Raw genomic sequence first — 18,954 nt, forward strand, 5'->3', positions numbered from 1 at the left:
GACCTGACCCGACGTCCACCCCTCGTGACAGACTGGCCCCGTCACCACGACGGAAAGGTTGCCTCATGTCTTTCGAGCGTCCAGTCGGGCCGATCCTCAACGGGTTGCCGAGCCAGGTCCCGGACACGGATCCCGACGAGACCCAGGAGTGGCTCGAGTCGCTCGACTCCGCGATCGAGGCCGGTGGCCGGGGTCGTGCCCGCTACCTGATGCTCCGCATGCTGGAGCGCGCTCGTGACTCCCAGGTGGGGCTCCCGTCGCTGACGACGACCGACTACATCAACACGATCCCGCCCGAGCGCGAGCCCTGGTTCCCCGGTGACGAGGACATGGAGCGGCGCTACCGGGCCTGGATCCGCTGGAACGCCGCCGTCATGGTGCACCGGGCCCAGCACCCCGAGATCTCCGTAGGTGGCCACATCTCCTCCTACGCCTCGATCTCCACCCTGTGGGAGGTCGGCTTCAACCACTTCTGGCGAGGACGCGACCACGAGGGCGGCGGCGACCAGATCTTCTTCCAGGGTCACGCCTCGCCCGGCATCTACGCCCGCGCCTTCCTGGAGGGACGGCTCTCGGAGAAGGAGCTGGACGGCTTCCGTCAGGAGAAGAGCCGGGGTCTGGACGACGACGTCCAGCCGCTGCCCTCCTACCCCCACCCGCGCAGCATGCCGGAGTTCTGGCAGTTCCCCACGGTCTCGATGGGCCTGGGTCCGATGAACGCCATCTACCAGGCGGCGTTCAACAAGTACCTGCACAACCGCGGCCTGAAGGACACCAGCCAGCAGCACGTGTGGGCCTTCCTCGGCGACGGCGAGATGGACGAGCCGGAGTCGCGCGGCCTGCTCCAGGTGGCGGCCAACGACGAGCTGGACAACCTCACCTTCGTCGTCAACTGCAACCTGCAGCGGCTCGACGGGCCGGTGCGCGGCAACGGCAAGATCGTCCAGGAGCTGGAGAGCTACTTCCGCGGCGCCGGCTGGAACGTCATCAAGGTGCTGTGGGGCCGCGGCTGGGACGAGCTCATCGCCAAGGACACCTCCGGAGCGCTCGTCAACCTGATGAACTCCACCCCCGACGGGGACTTCCAGACCTTCCGCGCCAACGACGGCGCCTTCATCCGCGACCACTTCTTCGGGCGCGACCCGCGCACCAAGGAGATGGTCAAGGACTGGTCGGACGAGGACGTCTGGTGGAAGCTCAAGCGGGGCGGGCACGACTACCGCAAGGTGTACGCCGCCTACGCCGCCGCCCTGCGGCACACCGGACAGCCGACCGTGATCCTGGCCCACACCATCAAGGGGTACAGCCTCGGGACACACTTCGCGGGCCGCAACGCGACCCACCAGATGAAGAAGATGACCCTGGACGACCTCAAGGGCTTCCGGGACAGCCTGCGCATCCCGATCACCGACGAGCAGCTCGAGGCCGACCCCTACAAGCCGCCGTACTACCACCCCGGTCAGGACGACGAGGCGATCCGCTACCTGCAGGAGCGTCGCAAGGAGCTGGGCGGGTACCTGCCCAAGCGCGATCCGTCGAAGGTCGGCGAGCTGACGCTGCCGGACACCAAGATCTACGACGTGGCCAAGAAGGGCTCGGGCAAGCAGAACGTGGCCACCACCATGGCCCTGGTCCGCATCTTCAAGGAGTGGATGCGCGACAAGGAGTTCGGGAAGCACCTGGTGCCGATCATCCCGGACGAGGCCCGCACCTTCGGCATGGACAGCTTCTTCCCCACGGCGAAGATCTACAACGTCCACGGCCAGAACTACACCTCGGTGGACGCCGACCTCATGCTCGCCTACAAGGAGTCCACGAGCGGCCAGATCTGGCACGTCGGCATCAACGAGGGCGGATCGGTGGCGGCCTTCACCGCGGCCGGCACCTCCTACGACACCCACTCGGTCCCGATGGTGCCGTTCTACATCTTCTACTCGATGTTCGGGTTCCAGCGCACCGGTGACGGGATCTGGGCCGCGGCCGACCAGCTGGTGCGCGGGTTCATGATCGGAGCCACCGCGGGCCGGACGACCCTGGCGGGCGAGGGGCTGCAGCACGCGGACGGCCACTCACCCCTGCTGGCCTCGACCAACCCGGCCTGCGTCTCCTACGACCCGGCGTACGCCTACGAGCTGGCGCACATCCTGCCCGCGGGGCTGGAGCGGATGTACGGCGGCGAGGCGGAGGACGTCTTCTACTACATCACCGTCTACAACGAGCCGATGCGGCAGCCGGCCCAGCCGGAGGACGTGGACGTCGAGGGCATCCTCAAAGGCATGCACCGGATCACGAAGGCGGAGCCCGCGGAGGAGGGCCGCCAGGTCCAGCTGCTGGCCTCCGGCGTCGGGGTGCCCTGGGCCCTGGAGGCCGAGGAGCTGCTCCGCGAGGACTGGGGCGTGCACGCCGACGTGTGGTCGGTCACCTCCTGGTCCGAGCTGCGCCGCGAGGCGATGTCCTGCGACGAGGACGCCTTCCTGCACCCGGACGAGGAGCGGCGTGTCCCCTACGTCACCCGCCGCCTCTCCGAGGGCACCGGCCCGATCATCGCGACCAGCGACTACATGAGGGCGGTCCAGGACCAGATCGCCCCGTGGGTGCCGGAGGACTACCACGCCCTGGGGGCCGACGGCTTCGGCTTCGCCGACACCCGGGCCGCCGCCCGCCGGTTCTTCCACATCGACGGTCCCTCGATGGCGGTCAAGGCCCTGCAGATGCTCGCCGACCGCGGCGAGATCGACCCGCAGGTGCCCCGCGAGGCGGCGGACCGCTACCGTCTGCTCGACGTCAATGCGGGCACCTCCGGCAACGTGGGCGGGGACGCCTGAGCGCCGTCCCGTCGACACCGCCCGGGCGGGGCGGCCGGCAGACGTGCCGGCCGCCGCGCCCGGGGGTCCCGGATCACTAGGCTGCAACGGTGCCCTCCTCCCCCGCCGCGGGCGCGGCCTCCCGACCTGAGCCGCTGCAACGACGGGCCGGGGAGCTCGCCACGCGGGTCACCCGGCGGATGGCCGAGGAGCACGACTGGTTCACGGCGCTCAGCCCCGACGACCGCTCCTGGGTGGGTCTCATCGCCCAGGGCGGGATCAGCACCCTGCTCACCTGGTATGCCGACGGGACCCCCGAGCGGACCGTGTCCGGCGACCTGTTCACCACGGCCCCGCGGGCCCTGGCCCAGACGATCTCCCTGCGTCAGGCCCTCGACCTGACGCGCACGGCGGTAGCCACCGTCGAGGACGCCGTGGACGAGCTGGTCGGGGAGGACGAGCGCCCGCGGCTGCGGGAGGCGGTGCTGCGCTACTCGCGCGACGTGGCCTTCGCCGCCGCCGACGTCTACGCCCGCGCAGCGGAGCAGCGCGGTGGGTGGGATGCCCGGCTGGAGTCCCTCGTCGTCCACGCGATCGTGCGGGGAGAGGCGGACGACACCCTGGCCTCCCGCGCCGCCGAGCTCGGTTGGGAGGACGTGACCGGGGTCGCCGTCCTCGTCGGCGCCCTGCCCGAGGGGGGTTCCGGCCCGGCCCTGGAAAGGGTCCGCGAGGCCGCCCAGCGCGCCGGCCGTTCGGTCCTGACCGCCGCGCTCGGCCGCCGGCTCGTGTGCGTGCTGGGCGGCAGCGACGACCCCTCGGCCGACGCCCGCGCGCTCGCCCCCTCCTTCGCGCCCGGACCCGTCGTCGTCGGTCCCCGGGTGCCGCACCTGTTCGCCGCGGGCCGCAGCGTGCGGGCCGCCCTGTCCGCCTGCGACGCCCTGCCCGCCTGGACGCAGGCGCCCCGACCGGTCGGTGCCGACGACCTGCTGCCCGAGCGGGCGCTGCTCGGTGAGCAGCCGGCCCGCAGGATGCTCGTCGACCGGGTCTACCGACCGCTGCGGGACCACTCCTCGCCCCTCCTGGAGACGGTCCAGGCCTATCTCGACCACGGCGGAGCGCTCGAGGCCACCGCGCGGGCGCTGTTCCTCCACCCGAACACGGTGCGCTACCGCCTGCGTCGCGCCGCCGACGTGGTCGGGCTGGACGCCCACGACCCCCGGGACGCCTGGGTCCTGCAGGTCTCCCTGGCGCTCGGCCGCATGACCGCACGGCACCGTCCGCCACGCTGAGCAGGCCTGATTCCGCACGCACCTTGGAGGAAACCTCCAAAGACGGCCGTGCCTTCTCGTCGGGAACGCTGACGCCGTCCCGTGCCGCCGCCGGGCAGAGTGGGGGGCGTGCTCGTGATCGTCGCGCCCGGACAGGGCTCCCAGGCTCCCGGTTTCCTCGCTCCGTGGCTCGAGCTCCCGGGGCTGCCCGAGCGTCTGGAACGCCTCTCCGAGGTCGCCCAGAGCGACCTCGTGGCCCATGGGACCACCTCGGACGCTCCCACCATCAAGGACACCGCGGTCGCCCAGCCCCTCATCGTCGGCGCCGGGCTCGTGGCCCTGTCCGCCCTGTTCGGCGTCGATCGCGCTGCCGCCCCGGACCGTGGGGACGACGCCGGTCGGGCCGACGGGCGGGCTGCCTCCCCCGTCGGCGCCACCGCAGGGCACTCCGTCGGGGAGATCACGGCCGCCGCCTTCGCCGGTGTGCTCACCGAGGACGAGGCGGTGGCGTTCGTGCGCGAGCGGGGACGTGGCATGGCCCAGGCCTCGGCCGTCGCACCGACCGGGATGAGCGCCGTCGTCGGCGGCGACCCGGAGGAGGTCCTGGCCGTCCTGGACTCCCTCGGTCTGACCCCCGCCAACCTCAACGGCGCCGGCCAGGTGGTGGCCGCCGGCACGCTGGAGCAGCTCTCGGCCCTGGACGGCGCGCCGCCCGCCCGGGCCCGCGTCGTCCCCCTCCAGGTGGCCGGTGCCTTCCACACCCGGCACATGGACCCGGCGGTGGACCGCCTGGCGCGCCACGTGCTGGACCTGGCGGCCCAGGACCCCGCGGTCCCGCTGGTCTCCAACGCCGACGGGACCGTCGTCGACGACGGCGAGGAGGTCCTGCGCCGCCTCGTGCGTCAGGTGTCCAACCCGGTGCGCTGGGACCTGACGATGGACACCTTCCTCGCGATGGGGGTCACGGGTCTCATCGAGATCCCGCCGGCCGGCACCCTCGTCGGCCTGGCCAAGCGGGCCCTGCGCGGCGTCGAGACGCTGGCGCTGAAGACCCCCGACGACCTGGACCAGGCCCGCCGGATGATCCAGGAGCACGGTGGGCCCCAGGACGCCGGACCCGATGCTCCCCCGCACCCCGGCCAGCCCGAGCACCAGCACCCCCAGGAGGACACCCCGTGACCACACCTCGTCCCGGTCGTCCCGCCCCGACCCTCGCCGGTCCCCGCACGCTCCGCCACGCCCGCATCCTCGGGCTGGGCGGCTACCGGCCCGAGCGGGTGGTGACCAACGAGGAGATCTGCCGCTTCATCGACTCCTCCGACGAGTGGATCCAGCAGCGTTCCGGCATCGTGACCCGACGGTTCGCCCGGGACGACGAGACCGTGGTGGACATGGCCGAGGCGGCGTCCCGGCAGGCGATGGAGCGCGCAGGGGTGGGCCCGGACCAGATCGGCGTGATCATCGTCGCCACCGTGACCCACCCCTACCAGACCCCGGCCGCGGCGCCCGAGCTGGGCCACCGGCTCGGGATCCCGGACCCGGCCGCCTTCGACGTCTCGGCCGCCTGCGCCGGCTACTGCCACGGCATCGCCCTGGCCAACGACATGGTCCGGGCCGGGACGGCCGACCACGTCCTCGTCGTCGGGGTGGAGAAGCTGTCCGACTTCACCGACAAGCACGACCGCGGCTCGGCGTTCATCTTCGGCGACGGTGCCGGTGCGGCCGTCGTGGGCGTCTCGGACACCCCCGGCATCGGTCCCACCCTGTGGGGCAGCCTGGGCGACAAGACCGACGCGATCACCCAGCGGGAGTCCTGGACCGAGCTGCGGCCGGCGATGGAGGACCCGCGGCGCGCCGAGGAGATCGCCTGGCCCTCCTTCGTCATGCAGGGGCAGACCGTCTTCCGGTGGGCGGTGTTCTCGATGGCCCAGGTCGCCATCGACACCGTCGCGGCCGCCGGCGTCACCACCGACGACCTGGACGCCTTCGTGCCCCACCAGGCCAACATGCGCATCACCGACGCGATGATCAAGTCCCTCAAGCTGCCCGAGCACGTGCCCGTGGCGCGCGACATCGCCGAGACGGGCAACACCTCGGCAGCCTCGATCCCGCTCGCCATGTCCCGGATGCTCGACGAGGGCGAGGCCCGCCACGGCGGGCTTGCCCTGCAGATCGGGTTCGGCGCGGGCCTGGTCTACGCCGCCCAGGTCGTCGTCATGCCGTGAGCAGGCCCCTGTCCGAATGCGGCGGTCGGAGCACCCCTCCCGCCCCCGCCCCCCACGAGACCACCCGAGGCCCGGCGGGAAGCACCCGGGTCACCCCCTCAACCGAAGGAGCAGGACAGATGGCCATGACCGAGCAGGAGATCCTCGCGGGTCTCGCGGAGATCGTCAACGAGGAGACCGGTCTGGAGCAGGAGGAGGTCCAGATGGACAAGTCCTTCACCGAGGACCTGGACATCGACTCCCTCTCGATGATGACCATCGTGGTCAACGCCGAGGACAAGTTCGGCGTGCGCATCCCCGACGACGAGGTGAAGAACCTCACCCACGTCCGGGACGCGGTGACCTACATCGCCAACAACCAGGGCTGACGCTCCCCCCTCCCGGCGCGGTCCCCAGCGGCCGCGCCGGGAGGCGCCCCACCCCATACCCCGTCCTGTCCGCGGCACCGCCGCCCCGACCGACCCCGGAGGTCGTGCAGATGTCCCCCAGCCCCAGCCCGACCCCCCGCCGCGTCGTCGTGACCGGCCTGGGCGCCACCACCCCCGTCGGCGGCACCGCGCCGCAGACCTGGGACGCGGTCCTGGCGGGCCGCTCCGGCGCCCGGGACATCCCCCAGGAGTGGATCGACGAGCACGAGCTGCCGATCACCTTCGCGGCCCAGATCCACACCCCGCCCAGCGAGGTGCTCCCCAAGGTCGAGGTGCGCCGCAACGACCCCTCGGGCCAGTACGCCCTCATCGCCTCCCGGGAGGCCTGGGCCGACGCCGGCAGCCCCGAGATCGAGCCCGAGCGTCTGGGTGTGGCGGTCGGGTCCGGCATCGGTGGCGTGTGGACCCTGCTGGACCAGTGGGAGAACCTGCGCACCCGCGGGCCCCGTCGCGTCTTCCCGCTGACCGTCCCGATGCTCATGCCCAACGGGCCCGCCGCGGCCGTGTCCCTGGACCTCACGGCCCGCGCCGGTGCCCACTGCCCCGTCAGCGCGTGCGCCTCCGGTGCCGAGGGCATGGGCCTGGCGTTCTCGATGATCCGCTCCGGCCGGGCCGACATGATGGTCGCCGGGGGCACCGAGGCCGCCATCCACCCGCTGCCGATCGCCGCGTTCGCCGCGATGACCGCGCTGTCCGGACGCAACGACGACCCTCAGCGGGCCTCCCGCCCCTACGACGTGGACCGGGACGGGTTCGTCATGGGCGAGGGAGCGGCTGTCATGGTGCTCGAGGCCGAGGAGCACGCGCTCGCCCGCGGGGCCCGCATCTACGCCGAGCTCGTCGGGGTGGGCATGTCCAGCGACGCCTACCACATCACCGCGGGCGAGCCCGACGGCGCCGGGGCCGCGCGCGCCATGGCCGAGGCCGTGGCCGACGCCGACCTGTCGATGAGCGACATCGCGCACATCAACGCGCACGCCACGTCCACCCCCGTCGGGGACGCCGCCGAGGCGCGCGCGATCCGCCGTGCCTTCGGCGCGCACACCGACCGGGTCCCGGTGACGGCGACCAAGTCGATGACGGGCCACCTGCTGGGGGCCGCCGGCGCGCTCGAGGCGGTCCTGACCGTCCAGACCCTGCACGCCAGGACCGTGCCGGCCACCATCAACCTGGACCGGCAGGACCCGCAGATCGACCTGGACGTGGTCACCGGGGCCCCTCGCCCGCTGCCGGACGGGGACCTGGCCGCCGTCAACAACTCCTTCGGGTTCGGCGGGGTCAACGTGGCGCTCGCGTTCCGCAGCCGCGGGTGAGGCCGGCAGGGGGCGGCGGGTAGGCTCGCCGTCCCATGCACATCCTGCGCGTCGCCAACTTCGTCAGTCCGACGTCCGGCGGGATCAAGACGGCGCTGCGGGCCTGGGGCCAGCACTACCGCGAGCTCGGCCACGAGGCCTCGCTCATCGTCCCGGGTCCGGGGCAGGAGATCAGCCAGGAGGCTCAGGGCACCGTCTACCGGGTCCCGGCGACGCCCGTCCCGGGAACGGGCTACTCCCTGATGTTCGAGCGCCGCGGCCTGTCCCGGCTCATGGACGCCGTGGCCCCCGACGCCCTGGAGGTCTCCGACCGGTCCACCACGCGGTGGATGGGCCGCTGGGCCCGCCGGCGCGGCATCGGCTCGGTGATGATCAGCCACGAGCACATGACGGGCATCCTCGTGCGCCGTACCCCCGTTCCGGACGGGCCGGCGGTGTGGGCCGCGGACCTCATCAACCGCCGTAGCGCGCACGACTACGACGCGATCGTGTGCCCCAGCAGCTTCGCGGCGGAGGAGTTCCACCGCAACGGCATCGACGCGAGGGTCGTGCCCCTGGGGGTGGATCTGGACACCTTCCGGCCGGTGCGGGATCCCGCCACCTACCGACCGCCGGGCCCCGGTGATCCGGTCCGGCTGGTCCACTGCGGGCGACTGTCTCCCGAGAAGCGTCCGGCGCTCTCGGTGGAGACCGTGCGCGAGCTCGTCCGGCGCGGCCACGACGTCGAGATGACGGTGTTCGGGCACGGCCCCCTGCGCGACGAGCTCATCGAACGTGCCCGGGACCTGCCGGTCGTCTTCCACTCCTACATCACCGACCGTGCGGAGCTGGCCGCCCGGATGGGGACCGCGGACGTCGCCCTGGCCCCCGGACCGCTGGAGACCTTCGGCCTGGCCGCCCTCGAGGTGCTCGCCTGCGGCGTTCCGGTGGTGTGCCCCGACGAGGGGGCCCTGCAGGAGGTGGTCGGGCACGCCGGCCACGTGGCCCCGTCCACCCCCGCAGCCTTCGCCGACGGCGTCGAGGCGCTCCTGGCACGGCCCCGGGCCGCCGTCCAGGCCCGGGAGCAGGCCGAGCGGTTCAACTGGCGGGCCTCTGCGCAGGCCATGCTCGCCGTGCACACCGACGTCGCCGCGCGCCGGACGTCCGGCTGAGACGGACGTCCGGCTGAGACGGGCGGCCGGGCCGCCCGGGCGGGCTCCGTGCCTCACAGGCGGCGCGGAACCCGGGCCGGACCCGGCATCCGCCCGACGACCTGGTCGTCGGATCAGGTCGTCGGGAGCGGACGCGGGGACGCTCTGCGGGACCTGGGCGGGGTCAGCCGACCTTGTGCAGCCAGGTGACGGGTGCGCCCTCGCCGGCGTGGCGGTACACCTCGAGCTCGCTGTCCCAGGCCGCCCCGAGGACGCGGTCCAGCTCGGCGGCGAGCACGGCGGCGTTGCCCTCGGCCTGCTCGACGACGGTGCGCAGCCGGTCCTCGTTGACGACGACGTCACCGTTGGCGGACAGACGTGCCTGGTGGATGCCCAGGGCCGGGGTGTGGGTCCACCGCATCCCGTCGCTGCCGCGGCTGGCTTCCTCGACGACCTCGTACCGCAGGCCGTCCCAGCCGCGCATGGCGCTGGCGATGAGGGCACCGGTGCCCGCCTCGCCGGTCCAGGAGAACTCGGTGCGCACGAGACCGGACTCGACGGGCTGGGGCACCCAGTCCAGGCTCACGCGCGTGTCCAGGACCCCCTCGAGGGCCCAGTTGATGTGCGGGCACAGCGCGATCGGCGCGGAGTGGACGAACACCACTCCGCGGGTCATGACTCGGGGCATGACGACTGACATCCTGGCCTCCTGTGTGGTGAGGGACGTCTTCCCCAACGACCTCGTGACACGGAACGGCCGGCCGGCGTCGGCCCGCTGTGCGGTTTTGTCACATTGTGCTCTGTCGTCACTCCAGTATCAAGTGCGCCACGGTCACGATCTCGGACGTGCCGTCCGGCCGCGTGAGCCACGTCACGAAACGGGGGGTGACCTGCGCCGTTGTGCTGCCACTCGAGTCACAATTTGTCACATGCGTCACAACACGCCGGTCAGACTTGGTCATTTCGTGATCTTTTCGTAACCTGATTCAGGCGCACCTGTCCCCCCGATCTTCGGTTCGCCCCGCCCTGACCATGGCGCCCAGGTCTTCCCTGTGCCTGCGCGCCCCGCACAACGAGGTCGTGCGTCCAGCACGCCCCCGGAGGTTCTATGAAGTTCACCGGCAAGCACCGACTCTCCAGCACCGCGCCGCGCAGCAGCGCCGCCGCCCTGATGATCGGCGGTCTGGTGGCCGGCACGGTCGCCACCGCGGGTGCCGTCACCCTCAAGCAGGACCCGGGCGCCGCCCAGGACGACGTCACCGCGGCCCTCACCGACGACCTGACCGGCGCCGTGCGCGACGCCCAGGCCCCGGTGGACCCCTCCGAGGAGGCCGCCCAGCTCGCGAGCCTGCGCAGCTCATCGCTCTCCGAGCTGCGCGACCAGGGCGCGGCCGACCGCAGCGAGGCGCGGGAGGCCCCCGAGGACGCGGCCACGGTCAGCACCCTCCTGGACGGGTCGGGCTTCTCGGCCAGCACGCTGGAGGTCGAGACCGCCGACGTCGAGCCCGCTCCCGAGGACGCCGCCCCCGTGCAGGAGACCCAGGAGCCGGCCGCCGAGGATGCCGTTCCCCAGCCGGCAGCCCCCGCCGCCGAGGAGCCGGTCGCCGCGCCCCAGGAGCAGGCCGCTCCGCAGCCCGAGCCTGCTCCCGTCCAGCAGACGCAGGCCGCTCCGGCCCAGCAGGCCGCTCCGGCCCAGCAGGCCGCTCCGGCCCAGCAGGCCGCTCCGGCCCAGCAGGCCGCTCCCGAGCCGGTCGCGACCCAGCCCGTCCAGCAGGCGGCTCCCGCCCCGGTCGGCGGGTCCGTGCTGTCCGTGGCCGCCGCCTACGTCGGGTACCCGTACGTGCTGCTGGGCACCCCGCCCTACTCCTTCGACTGCTCGTCCTACACGTGGTACGTGTTCCAGCAGGCGGGGATCAACATCCCGCGGACGGTCGCCGGCCAGAAGGCCGCGGTGACCCCGGTCTCCAACCCGCAGCCGGGCGACCTGGTCTTCTACAACGACTTCTACCACGTGGGCATCTACGCCGGTAACGGCATGACCTACGAGGCCCTGAACCCCGGTTCGGGCGTGCGCTACGGCCCGCTCGTCTCCAGCAACATCTGGTACGGCCGGATCGGCTGACCCGCCCCACGCACCCCCCGACGACCCCGACCGGTGACCGGTCGGGGTCGTCGTGCGTCCGGGGCGGTTCCGACCGGGCGGCCGGGCCGGTTCCGACCGGGCGGCCGGGCGACTTCCGACCGGGCGGCCGGGCGACTTCCGACCGGGCGGCCGGGCGACGCCGCGTGCTAACGTCGAACATGCGCGTCTCCGACCTGATCAAGAAGAAGGGCGCGTCGGTGGTGACCCTCCCGCCGACGGCGACCGTGACCCAGCTGCTGGAGACCCTCGACGAGCACCGGATCGGTGCCGTCGTGGTCGTGGACGAGGACGGGGGTGTCGTCGGCATCGTCTCCGAGCGGGACGTCGTTCACCACCTGCGGGGCGGCAGCGGAACCCACTCCCCCCTCTCCGACCTCATGACGGCCGAGGTGCACACGTGCACCTCCGGGGACGACCTGGTCCAGCTGGCCACGACGATGACCGAGCAGCGACTGCGCCACCTGCCCGTCGTGGAGGGCGGCCGGCTGCGCGGCATCGTGTCCATCGGCGACGTGGTCAAGGCCAGGCTCGACGCGCTGGAGGCCGAGCGCGACATGCTCGAGGACTACCTGCGGCGCTGACGCCTCCAGGCCCGAGCTCCAGGCCCGCGCCTCCAGGGCCCGTCCCGGGGCACCTCCCCCGGCCGTTAGGATCGTTCCTCCGGGCCAGTAGCTCAGCCGGTCAGAGCAGCGGACTCATAATCCGTCGGTCGTCGGTTCAAGCCCGACCTGGCCCACCCCCAAGGTCACAACTCGGTGACACTGTCCGCACAACCGCTGACGCTGCAGGTCAGATGCCGTTAGTGTGCCCGTCATGACCGACACGCCGTCCCCGGCCGACCGCGCGACCGCCGCGCCGCTGGTCGTCCTGGAGAACGTCAACAAGCACTTCGGCGACCTGCACGTGCTCCAGGACATCGACCTCACCGTGCACGAGGGCGAGGTCGTCGTGGTCATCGGCCCTCCGGGTCGGGCAAGTCCACGCTGTGCCGCACCATCAACCGCCTGGAGACCTACGAGTCGGGCAGCATCACCATCGACGGTCAGGACCTCCCGCAGGAGGGCAAGGCCCTGGCCCGGCTGCGCGCCGACGTCGGCATGGTGTTCCAGTCGTTCAACCTGTTCTCGCACAAGACGATCCTGGAGAACGTGACGCTGGGTCCCATCAGGGTCCGGGGCATGAAGCCCAAGGACGCCGAGAAGCACGCGATGGCGCTGCTCGAACGGGTCGGCGTGGCCCACCAGGCCAAGAAGTACCCCGCCCAGCTCTCCGGCGGCCAGCAGCAGCGGGTGGCCATCGCGCGCTCCCTGGCGATGGAGCCCCGGGTGATGCTCTTCGACGAGCCGACCTCGGCCCTGGACCCCGAGATGATCAACGAGGTTCTCGACGTGATGATCTCCCTGGCCAAGAGCGGCATGACCATGATCGTGGTCACCCACGAGATGGGTTTCGCCCGCAAGGCCGCGGACCGCGTGGTGTTCATGTCCGACGGCGCGATCGTCGAGGAGAACACCCCCGAGGAGTTCTTCACCAACCCCCAGTCAGCCCGTGCCAAGGACTTCCTCGGCAAGATCCTCACCCACTGAAGGAGAACCACCGTGAAGCAGCACTCCCCCTTCCGCATCGCCGCAGTCCTGGCGGCCTCGGCCCTGGTGCTCAGCGCCTGCGGCGGCGACGACACCGACGACGCCGCTGACGGCGGCACCGCCGCCGAGGACACCGCCGACGACGCCGCCGCCGACGACGCCGGTGACACCGAGGACGCAGCCGCCGGGGGTTCGGGCGAGGGCCTGACCATCGGCATCAAGTTCGACCAGCCCGGTCTCGGACTGCAGGAGGGTGACGAGTACTCCGGCATGGACGTCGACGTCGCCATCGCTGTCGCCGAGGCCCTCGGCGTCGCCGAGGAGGACATCACCTGGCGCGAGGCACCCACGCCTCAGCGCGAGAACCTCCTCACCACCAACCAGGTCGACATGATCTTCGCGACCTACTCGATCACCGACGCGCGCAAGGAGGAGGTCCAGTTCGCCGGGCCGTACTTCGTCGCCGGGCAGGACCTCCTCGTCACGTCGGACAGCGACATCGAGGGTGTTGACGACCTGGACGGCAAGCTGCTCTGCTCGGTCACCGGCTCGACCTCGGCCACGAACGTGCAGGAGGAGGTGCCCGGCGTCCAGCTGCAGGAGTACGGCACCTACTCCGAGTGCGTCGAGCAGCTGGCCAACGGCACCATCGACGCCCTCACCACCGACGACACCATCCTGGCGGGGTATGCCGCCCAGGACCAGTACGCAGGCCAGCTGCGGGTCGTGGGTGCTCCCTTCAGCGAGGAGAACTACGGCGTCGGCCTGAACAAGGACTCCGAGCGCTGCGAGGAGATCAACGAGATCCTCCAGGGCTTCTGGGAGGACGGCACGATGGAGGGCATCATCGAGGACAACCTCGGTGCCGCCGACTACACGGCCAACCCGGACCTGAACCCGCCGGCGGAGATCGGCGGACACTGCGGCTGAGGCCGCCCAGCACGCCCATCCCGGCCGGCACACCCCAGGCACCGCCCTGCGGGTGTGCCGGCCGGGCCCCGTCGCCCCGCTGAAGGATCCCGATGCTCGAGCTGATCAACGACTTCAACGTCCTGGCAGCCTTCTGGATGACCATCCGACTGGCCCTGTGGTCCTCGCTCTTCGCCCTGATCATCGGCACGATCGTGGCCATCATGAGGCTCTCGCCCGTGGGTGTGCTGCAGCGGGCCGGCGCCGCCTACGTGACCCTGCTGCGCAACACCCCGCTGACCCTCATCATCATCTTCTGCAGCCTGGGGCTGTGGGGCCAGCTCGGGATCGAGCCCGCCTCGCGCACCTCGGACACCTTCATCGCCGACCTGAACTTCCGGCTGGCCGTCATCGGGCTCTCCTTCTACCACGCCGCGTTCGTCACCGAGGCCATCCGCAGCGGGGTCAACACGATCCCGGTGGGCCAGGCCGAGGCGGCCCGCTCGATCGGGCTGACGTTCTCCCAGAACCTGCGCCACATCATCCTCCCCCAGGCCTTCAGGGGAGCGATCACCCCGCTGGGCAACGTCCTCATCGCCCTGATCAAGAACACCACGGTCGCCGTGGCGATCGGGGTGGCCGAGGCGGCCTACGCCCTGCGGAACATGATCGAGTTCCGGCCCGACGTCATCCTGCTGAACTTCTTCCTCATCGCGGTCGGCTTCGTCATCCTCACCCTTCCCACCGGACTGGCCGTGAGCTACTTCTCCCAGAAGCTGGTGGTGCGGCGATGAGCGCGCAGCAGGTCCTCTTCGACGCCCCCGGTCCCCGGGCGGTCCGGCTCTACCGCATCATGGCGCTGGTGGGCACGCTCATCGTGCTCGGGGTGCTCGGCTGGATCGGATGGCGGATGTGGGACCGTGGGCAGCTCACGGCCGACAAGTGGATGCCGTTCCTGGAGTGGGAGACCTGGAAGAACTACTACTTCCCGGGCTTCTGGGACACGGCCCGCGCCGCCCTGGCCGCGATCGTCATCTCGATGTCGCTGGCCCTCGTCCTGGCGATGGGCCGGATGTCCGACCTCGCGCCCCTGCGGTGGGTGACCACTGTCTTCGTGGAGTTCTTCCGGGCCGTGCCCGTGCTGATCATGATGATCTTCACGTTCTTCTTCCTGTCCCGCCAGGGCTGGTTCCCCGACGAGCTCAACCCGTTCATCGCCACGGTGACCGGCCTGGTGCTCTACAACTCCTCGGTGCTGTGCGAGGTCATCCGCAACGGGGTGGGCTCGCTGCCCAACGGGCAGCGGGAGGCCGGGCTGTCGATCGGTCTGAGCTCCTCGCAGACGCGGCGGATCATCCTCATCCCCCAGGCGCTGACGGCCATGCTGCCCACCCTGGTCAGCCAGATCATCGTCATCGTCAAGGACACGGCCCTGGGCTACATCATCCTCTACCCCGAGCTGCTGACCCGGGCCCGTCAGCTGGGGTCGGCCGAGGCGAACGTCGTGCCGGCCTACCTGGTCGCGGCAGCCCTGTTCATCATCATCAACTACGGGCTGGGCCGGGTCGCCGAGGCCATCGAGGACCGGCAGCGTCGCCGCTCGCGCAGCGCCGCCAAGGCCGCGCCCGGAAGTGCCACCATGGGCGACGCCGCAGGCGTGGCCGCCGGCGTGGGCATGCACGGCACGATCGGGACCGGGGCGACCTCGGGAACGGCCGAGGACGGCTACTGACCCGTGACGGCACGAGGGCCCGGCACCATCGGTGCCGGGCCCTCGTGGTTCCCGCTCCCCCGGTTGGACTCGAACCAACATGCAGGATTGTTGGACCTGCGTAGACACAACCGGACATACGTGCCCCTGACCTGCATAAACAGCCGCACTGCTGCGACTCCAACTGTCCGCCGAAGGCCCATCAGAGGACACTTTTTGCCGTACGATCCGATGCATGAACGATGCAAGATCGCCCCGCCGGCGCTTCGGGCAGGTGACGCGGATGCGGTCTGGACGCTGGCAGGCGCGCTTCACGGTCCCGCTCGGGCACCCCTCCGGACGCGGGGGCCAGACGGTCACGGCACCCCACACCTTTGAACCCACCACCTACGGCAAGGAGGCTGCCGGGGACTGGCTCCGCGACGAGGAGCGGCGCCTCAACGCCGACGGGGCGACGTGGGTCACCCTCGCCGAGCTCGCCGAGGCCGAGCGAGCGCGGGCCGAGCGAGAGGCCGTCGTCACGTTCGGCGAGTACTCCGCCGTCTGGCTCCGCACGCGCCGAACCAAGAACGGCCCCCTGCAGGAGTCAACCCGTCGCGGCTACCGGATCTGGCTCGACAAGTACCTCCTACCAACCCTCGGGCACCTCCCCCTCGACCAGATCACCCCGACGGTCGTGCTCCGCTGGTACGAGGACGTGCTCCCCCACGACAAGCCGAAGACGACGCGCGAGTGCTACGCCCTCGGCTCGGCCATCATGCGGACGGCGACGGCCGCAGACGGCGTGCTTGCGGGAGCCGTAAACCCATTCAAGATCGACGGTGCCGGCTCCATCGGCGGGCGCTCCCGCGTCCGGACCGAAGTGATCGACGACCAGGACCTGCGGCTGATCATGTCGACCATCCGGCCAGAGTGGCGGGCGATGGTCGCGCTCGCCCTCGGTTGCGGGCTGCGGTTCGGCGAGATCATCGCGCTCCGCCAGTCCGACATCGACCTGCGGGCGACACCGCCCGTCGTGCGGGTCAACCGCGCCGTCGGCACCGGCCCAGGTGGTCGTCGCTACGAGAAGGGCCCCAAGAGCAAGGCGGGAGCACGCGACCAGCGGATGCCCGTCGCCGTCGTCGACGCTGTCACCGAACACCTGCGATCGTGCGGCACGGGCAGGGACGGGCTTCTCTTCCCTGCCCCCGATGGCGGTTGGCTGTCCGAGACGACGTTCCGGAAGGCTTCAGGCGGCTGGCTCGCTGTCCGCGAGGCGGTGGGTCGCCCCATCAGGTTTCACGATCTGCGTGCGACCGGCGCCACGCGGATGGCCCAGCGCGGGGCGCACATCGACGAGGTCAAGGTGTTCCTCGGGGACAGCTCGACCCAAGCGGCCGAGCGCTACGTGAGAGCGACACAGAGCCGGATGGACGAGCTCACCGCGGCTGCGTTCGCAGCCGTCGACTTCGGGACCGCGGGCACACGATGACGGGAACGGACCGGTACGAGCTGCGCACGCTTGGGTATCGGCCGGTCAACTGGGCCCCGGCTTAAGTCCTGGTGGCTCGGGCGGCCAGCCCTGCGGGCTGGACGTCACCCCGCACCACCTCGCCGCCATCAACTTTGCGAGGGACGTAGCCAACTTTTCCAGGGACGTAACCGACTTTCCCAGAGACGTCCCCGACTTTCCCAGAGACGTGGCCCTGACCTGCGGCGATGCTCGACAGGGCGCTCAGGCGACGGCTGCCTGACAGAGGACCAGAGACGCGCCCCCGCCCAGGGAGAGACGTTGCTAGGGACGTTGGGGGGACGCACCGCGACCTGCGCAAACGCCCGCATCAGAGCCACGCGGGCATGCCCAGCAACCCACGGGACGACGCCGTCAGGGGCGCGGGCGTGAGTGCAGGGGGGACGCTTCCGGAGACGTAACCGGGAGCGCACTCACGTCATCGTCTGGGCCACATCGACGCGGTGTGGAAGGAGACGACGATGAGCTTAGCGATCTGTCTTGGGGTGGACACCCACGAGCGACCGCCCATGCGGTGGGCGCGGGACCACTGGCATGACTGGGGCCGGACCGAACCGGGGCTGTTGGTCGTCTCGGACCTGCTCGACCTGCCGCGCCGGCTGGGGCAGACGGCACCGGAAGGGAGGGATGCGGTGCTGGCGGCACTCGCCCGCACGGCCGAGCACGACGTGGGAGCGGTCTCGGTGATCACGTGGCTCCTGGTCCCGGGAGCGGTGAACCTGGCTAGGCAGCTGGCCGACCTCTCCCCCGACATCGACGCTCTGGTCGCCGGACAGCTGTGGTTGACAGTTCGGTCCTACCGCGGCGACCCGCCGCGACGCGTTGCAGCCACGCTGCTGGCCCGGACCCGGCGCGAGGTGATGGCCGACCTCGGTGTCGGTGACGCGGCGCTGCGCCGCGACCGCGTCTGGGCATCAGCGGTCCCGATGGGGACGGTCCCGGAGGCGCCCGACCTCGACACCGGGCCGGACCCCGAGCGCGAGCTGGCTGAGCTTCTCGAGGACGCTGCCGCCACGGGCGCTCTGACCCGCGAGGACCGAGCCCTGCTCCTGGACGTGGCGAGGGAGGCGGCCCGGCTCAACGTACCCGCGCGACGGGGCCGGGGCGGCCTGATGACCCCGTCGGTGGCCGAGCTCGTCGCCGAGGACTACGCAGCGTCGGCACGCACGGTCCGTCGCCGGGCAGCCGGGGCCGTCGCCGGCCTCCAGGCGTTCCGCCGGTCGACACCGTAACCCACCTCCGGCGTCAGCAAGTACGGGGGCGGCCAAGTCTCTGCGACGCGCTGCGCTAAGCGCTGGTCCGTCCACGGCTGTAGACGGATCCGTCTACACCGGGCTACGCTGGTCTCATGGGTGAGACGACGACGATCCGTATCAGTCGGGACACGCACGCACGGGTGACTCGGCTCGCGGCCGAGCGCCACGAGACGATCGACGAGACCGTGAGCAACGCGATCCGGGCGCTGCGTCAGGACGCGATGGGGCGCGACCTGGCGGCTGATCTCACGGCCGAGGAGAGCGCGTGGCTGGATGCTGACGCCGGGTGACGTCGTCGAGCTCGATCTCGGGATGCCCTCGGGCAGCGAGGCGGGACTTCGGCGCCCGGCCATCGTGGTGACCGCCTATCGGGTCTTGCGGGGGGAACCGAACGTCGTCCAGGTCGTCCCCCTGACCCGGACGCTGCGTCACAGCAGCACCGAGGTGGTCATCGATCCCGACGAGGGCAACCGGCTGGTGGCGCCCTCGTCGGCGCAGTGCCAGCATGTGCGCTCCGTCGCCACGACGCGCATTCACGAACGCACGGGAAATGTGGGCCCGGTCGTCCTCGGCGAGGTCCGCGAGACGCTTGCGTTGCTCATGGACCTGTGACTGGCCGCGCGGGACGGCTTCCGGTCGGGTCACCTTCAGCAACCCCACCGGCATCCGTG

Annotated in this window: 17 protein-coding genes, 1 tRNA gene and 1 pseudogene; 18 read left to right on the top strand and 1 reads right to left on the bottom strand. The window is 71.4% G+C overall.

From position 1 onward, the window contains the following. Window positions 1-65 precede the first annotated feature (65 nt). The 7 genes from aceE (at window position 66) to ACQ95T_RS12255 (ending at window position 9,189) form a co-directional block, all read left to right on the top strand. Complete coding sequence (aceE, locus tag ACQ95T_RS12225) at window positions 66-2,825, top strand: pyruvate dehydrogenase (acetyl-transferring), homodimeric type (protein ID WP_425944262.1); 2,760 nt, start codon at window positions 66-68, stop codon at window positions 2,823-2,825. Between the two features lie 89 nt (window positions 2,826-2,914). Further along, window positions 2,915-4,093: a PucR family transcriptional regulator gene (locus ACQ95T_RS12230; protein WP_425944264.1), complete on the top strand. Its 1,179-nt coding sequence runs from the start codon at window positions 2,915-2,917 to the stop codon at window positions 4,091-4,093. A 108-nt stretch (window positions 4,094-4,201) separates the two neighbouring features. Next, on the top strand, window positions 4,202-5,251 hold the full coding sequence (locus ACQ95T_RS12235) for an ACP S-malonyltransferase (protein WP_425944266.1): 1,050 nt from the start codon (window positions 4,202-4,204) through the stop codon (window positions 5,249-5,251). Continuing rightward, window positions 5,248-6,297 carry a beta-ketoacyl-ACP synthase III gene (locus tag ACQ95T_RS12240; protein ID WP_425944268.1) on the top strand — a complete coding sequence of 350 codons (1,050 nt, stop codon included), beginning with the start codon at window positions 5,248-5,250 and terminating at the stop codon, window positions 6,295-6,297. The genes ACQ95T_RS12235 and ACQ95T_RS12240 overlap by 4 nt, the downstream gene beginning before the upstream one ends. Before the next feature lie 119 nt (window positions 6,298-6,416). Next, on the top strand, window positions 6,417-6,665 hold the full coding sequence (locus ACQ95T_RS12245; RefSeq protein ID WP_425944270.1) for an acyl carrier protein: 249 nt from the start codon (window positions 6,417-6,419) through the stop codon (window positions 6,663-6,665). 110 nt (window positions 6,666-6,775) lie between these two features. Continuing rightward, complete coding sequence (fabF, locus tag ACQ95T_RS12250; protein WP_425944272.1) at window positions 6,776-8,038, top strand: beta-ketoacyl-ACP synthase II; 1,263 nt, start codon at window positions 6,776-6,778, stop codon at window positions 8,036-8,038. 35 nt (window positions 8,039-8,073) lie between these two features. After that, window positions 8,074-9,189, top strand: coding sequence for a glycosyltransferase (locus ACQ95T_RS12255; RefSeq protein ID WP_425944274.1), 1,116 nt, complete (start codon window positions 8,074-8,076; stop codon window positions 9,187-9,189). 163 nt (window positions 9,190-9,352) lie between these two features. Here ACQ95T_RS12255 and ACQ95T_RS12260 read toward each other — a convergent pair whose 3' ends face one another. After that, complete coding sequence (locus ACQ95T_RS12260) at window positions 9,353-9,868, bottom strand: DUF3145 domain-containing protein (protein ID WP_425944276.1); 516 nt, start codon at window positions 9,866-9,868, stop codon at window positions 9,353-9,355. A 408-nt stretch (window positions 9,869-10,276) separates the two neighbouring features. Between ACQ95T_RS12260 and ACQ95T_RS12265 the strand changes: the two genes are divergently transcribed. The 11 genes and pseudogenes from ACQ95T_RS12265 to ACQ95T_RS12315 all read left to right on the top strand — a co-directional run bounded on the left by ACQ95T_RS12265 (window position 10,277) and on the right by ACQ95T_RS12315 (window position 18,895). Further along, window positions 10,277-11,290 (top strand): C40 family peptidase, encoded by a 1,014-nt coding sequence (locus tag ACQ95T_RS12265; protein WP_425944278.1) that lies wholly within the window; start codon window positions 10,277-10,279, stop codon window positions 11,288-11,290. Between the two features lie 179 nt (window positions 11,291-11,469). Next, window positions 11,470-11,892, top strand: coding sequence for a CBS domain-containing protein (locus ACQ95T_RS12270; protein ID WP_425944280.1), 423 nt, complete (start codon window positions 11,470-11,472; stop codon window positions 11,890-11,892). Between the two features lie 81 nt (window positions 11,893-11,973). Then, window positions 11,974-12,047: transfer RNA gene (locus ACQ95T_RS12275), tRNA-Ile, on the top strand. 77 nt (window positions 12,048-12,124) lie between these two features. After that, window positions 12,125-12,897: pseudogene (locus tag ACQ95T_RS12280) on the top strand (amino acid ABC transporter ATP-binding protein). Window positions 12,898-12,909: 12 nt separating this feature from the next. Beyond that, a complete protein-coding gene (locus ACQ95T_RS12285; protein WP_425944284.1) occupies window positions 12,910-13,827 on the top strand; it encodes a glutamate ABC transporter substrate-binding protein in 918 nt (305 codons plus the stop codon). A gap of 92 nt (window positions 13,828-13,919) precedes the next feature. Continuing rightward, entirely contained in the window at window positions 13,920-14,600 is a 681-nt protein-coding gene (locus ACQ95T_RS12290; protein WP_425944286.1) for an amino acid ABC transporter permease, read from the top strand. Continuing rightward, window positions 14,597-15,538, top strand: coding sequence for an amino acid ABC transporter permease (locus ACQ95T_RS12295; RefSeq protein ID WP_425944288.1), 942 nt, complete (start codon window positions 14,597-14,599; stop codon window positions 15,536-15,538). The genes ACQ95T_RS12290 and ACQ95T_RS12295 overlap by 4 nt, the downstream gene beginning before the upstream one ends. Window positions 15,539-15,752: 214 nt before the next feature. Continuing rightward, window positions 15,753-16,988 carry a tyrosine-type recombinase/integrase gene (locus ACQ95T_RS12300; RefSeq protein ID WP_425944290.1) on the top strand — a complete coding sequence of 412 codons (1,236 nt, stop codon included), beginning with the start codon at window positions 15,753-15,755 and terminating at the stop codon, window positions 16,986-16,988. Between the two features lie 671 nt (window positions 16,989-17,659). Then, on the top strand, window positions 17,660-18,259 hold the full coding sequence (locus ACQ95T_RS12305; RefSeq protein WP_431472971.1) for a hypothetical protein: 600 nt from the start codon (window positions 17,660-17,662) through the stop codon (window positions 18,257-18,259). Window positions 18,260-18,375: 116 nt separating this feature from the next. Next, the gene (locus ACQ95T_RS12310) at window positions 18,376-18,573 is read left to right on the top strand and encodes a hypothetical protein (RefSeq protein WP_075957819.1); all 198 of its coding nucleotides are present in this window, start codon (window positions 18,376-18,378) and stop codon (window positions 18,571-18,573) included. After that, the gene (locus ACQ95T_RS12315; RefSeq protein WP_075957820.1) at window positions 18,557-18,895 is read left to right on the top strand and encodes a type II toxin-antitoxin system PemK/MazF family toxin; all 339 of its coding nucleotides are present in this window, start codon (window positions 18,557-18,559) and stop codon (window positions 18,893-18,895) included. The genes ACQ95T_RS12310 and ACQ95T_RS12315 overlap by 17 nt, the downstream gene beginning before the upstream one ends. Window positions 18,896-18,954: the final 59 nt, after the last annotated feature.

Origin of the sequence: Ornithinimicrobium carbonis (genome assembly GCF_050703245.1) — a bacterium.
Lineage (GTDB): Bacteria > Actinomycetota > Actinomycetes > Actinomycetales > Dermatophilaceae > Ornithinicoccus.

Bases quoted from the DNA above. Each gene is read 5' to 3' on its own strand.
- aceE (WP_425944262.1), top strand. From the start codon at position 66: ATGTCTTTCGAGCGTCCAGTCGGGCCGATCCTCAACGGGTTGCCGAGC.
- ACQ95T_RS12245 (WP_425944270.1), top strand. From the start codon at position 6,417: ATGGCCATGACCGAGCAGGAGATCCTCGCGGGTCTCGCGGAGATCGTC.
- fabF (WP_425944272.1), top strand. From the start codon at position 6,776: ATGTCCCCCAGCCCCAGCCCGACCCCCCGCCGCGTCGTCGTGACCGGC.
- ACQ95T_RS12255 (WP_425944274.1), top strand. From the start codon at position 8,074: ATGCACATCCTGCGCGTCGCCAACTTCGTCAGTCCGACGTCCGGCGGG.
- ACQ95T_RS12260 (WP_425944276.1), bottom strand. From the start codon at position 9,868: ATGTCAGTCGTCATGCCCCGAGTCATGACCCGCGGAGTGGTGTTCGTC.
- ACQ95T_RS12265 (WP_425944278.1), top strand. From the start codon at position 10,277: ATGAAGTTCACCGGCAAGCACCGACTCTCCAGCACCGCGCCGCGCAGC.
- ACQ95T_RS12270 (WP_425944280.1), top strand. From the start codon at position 11,470: ATGCGCGTCTCCGACCTGATCAAGAAGAAGGGCGCGTCGGTGGTGACC.
- ACQ95T_RS12290 (WP_425944286.1), top strand. From the start codon at position 13,920: ATGCTCGAGCTGATCAACGACTTCAACGTCCTGGCAGCCTTCTGGATG.
- ACQ95T_RS12295 (WP_425944288.1), top strand. From the start codon at position 14,597: ATGAGCGCGCAGCAGGTCCTCTTCGACGCCCCCGGTCCCCGGGCGGTC.
- ACQ95T_RS12300 (WP_425944290.1), top strand. From the start codon at position 15,753: ATGAACGATGCAAGATCGCCCCGCCGGCGCTTCGGGCAGGTGACGCGG.
- ACQ95T_RS12310 (WP_075957819.1), top strand. From the start codon at position 18,376: ATGGGTGAGACGACGACGATCCGTATCAGTCGGGACACGCACGCACGG.
- ACQ95T_RS12315 (WP_075957820.1), top strand. From the start codon at position 18,557: ATGCTGACGCCGGGTGACGTCGTCGAGCTCGATCTCGGGATGCCCTCG.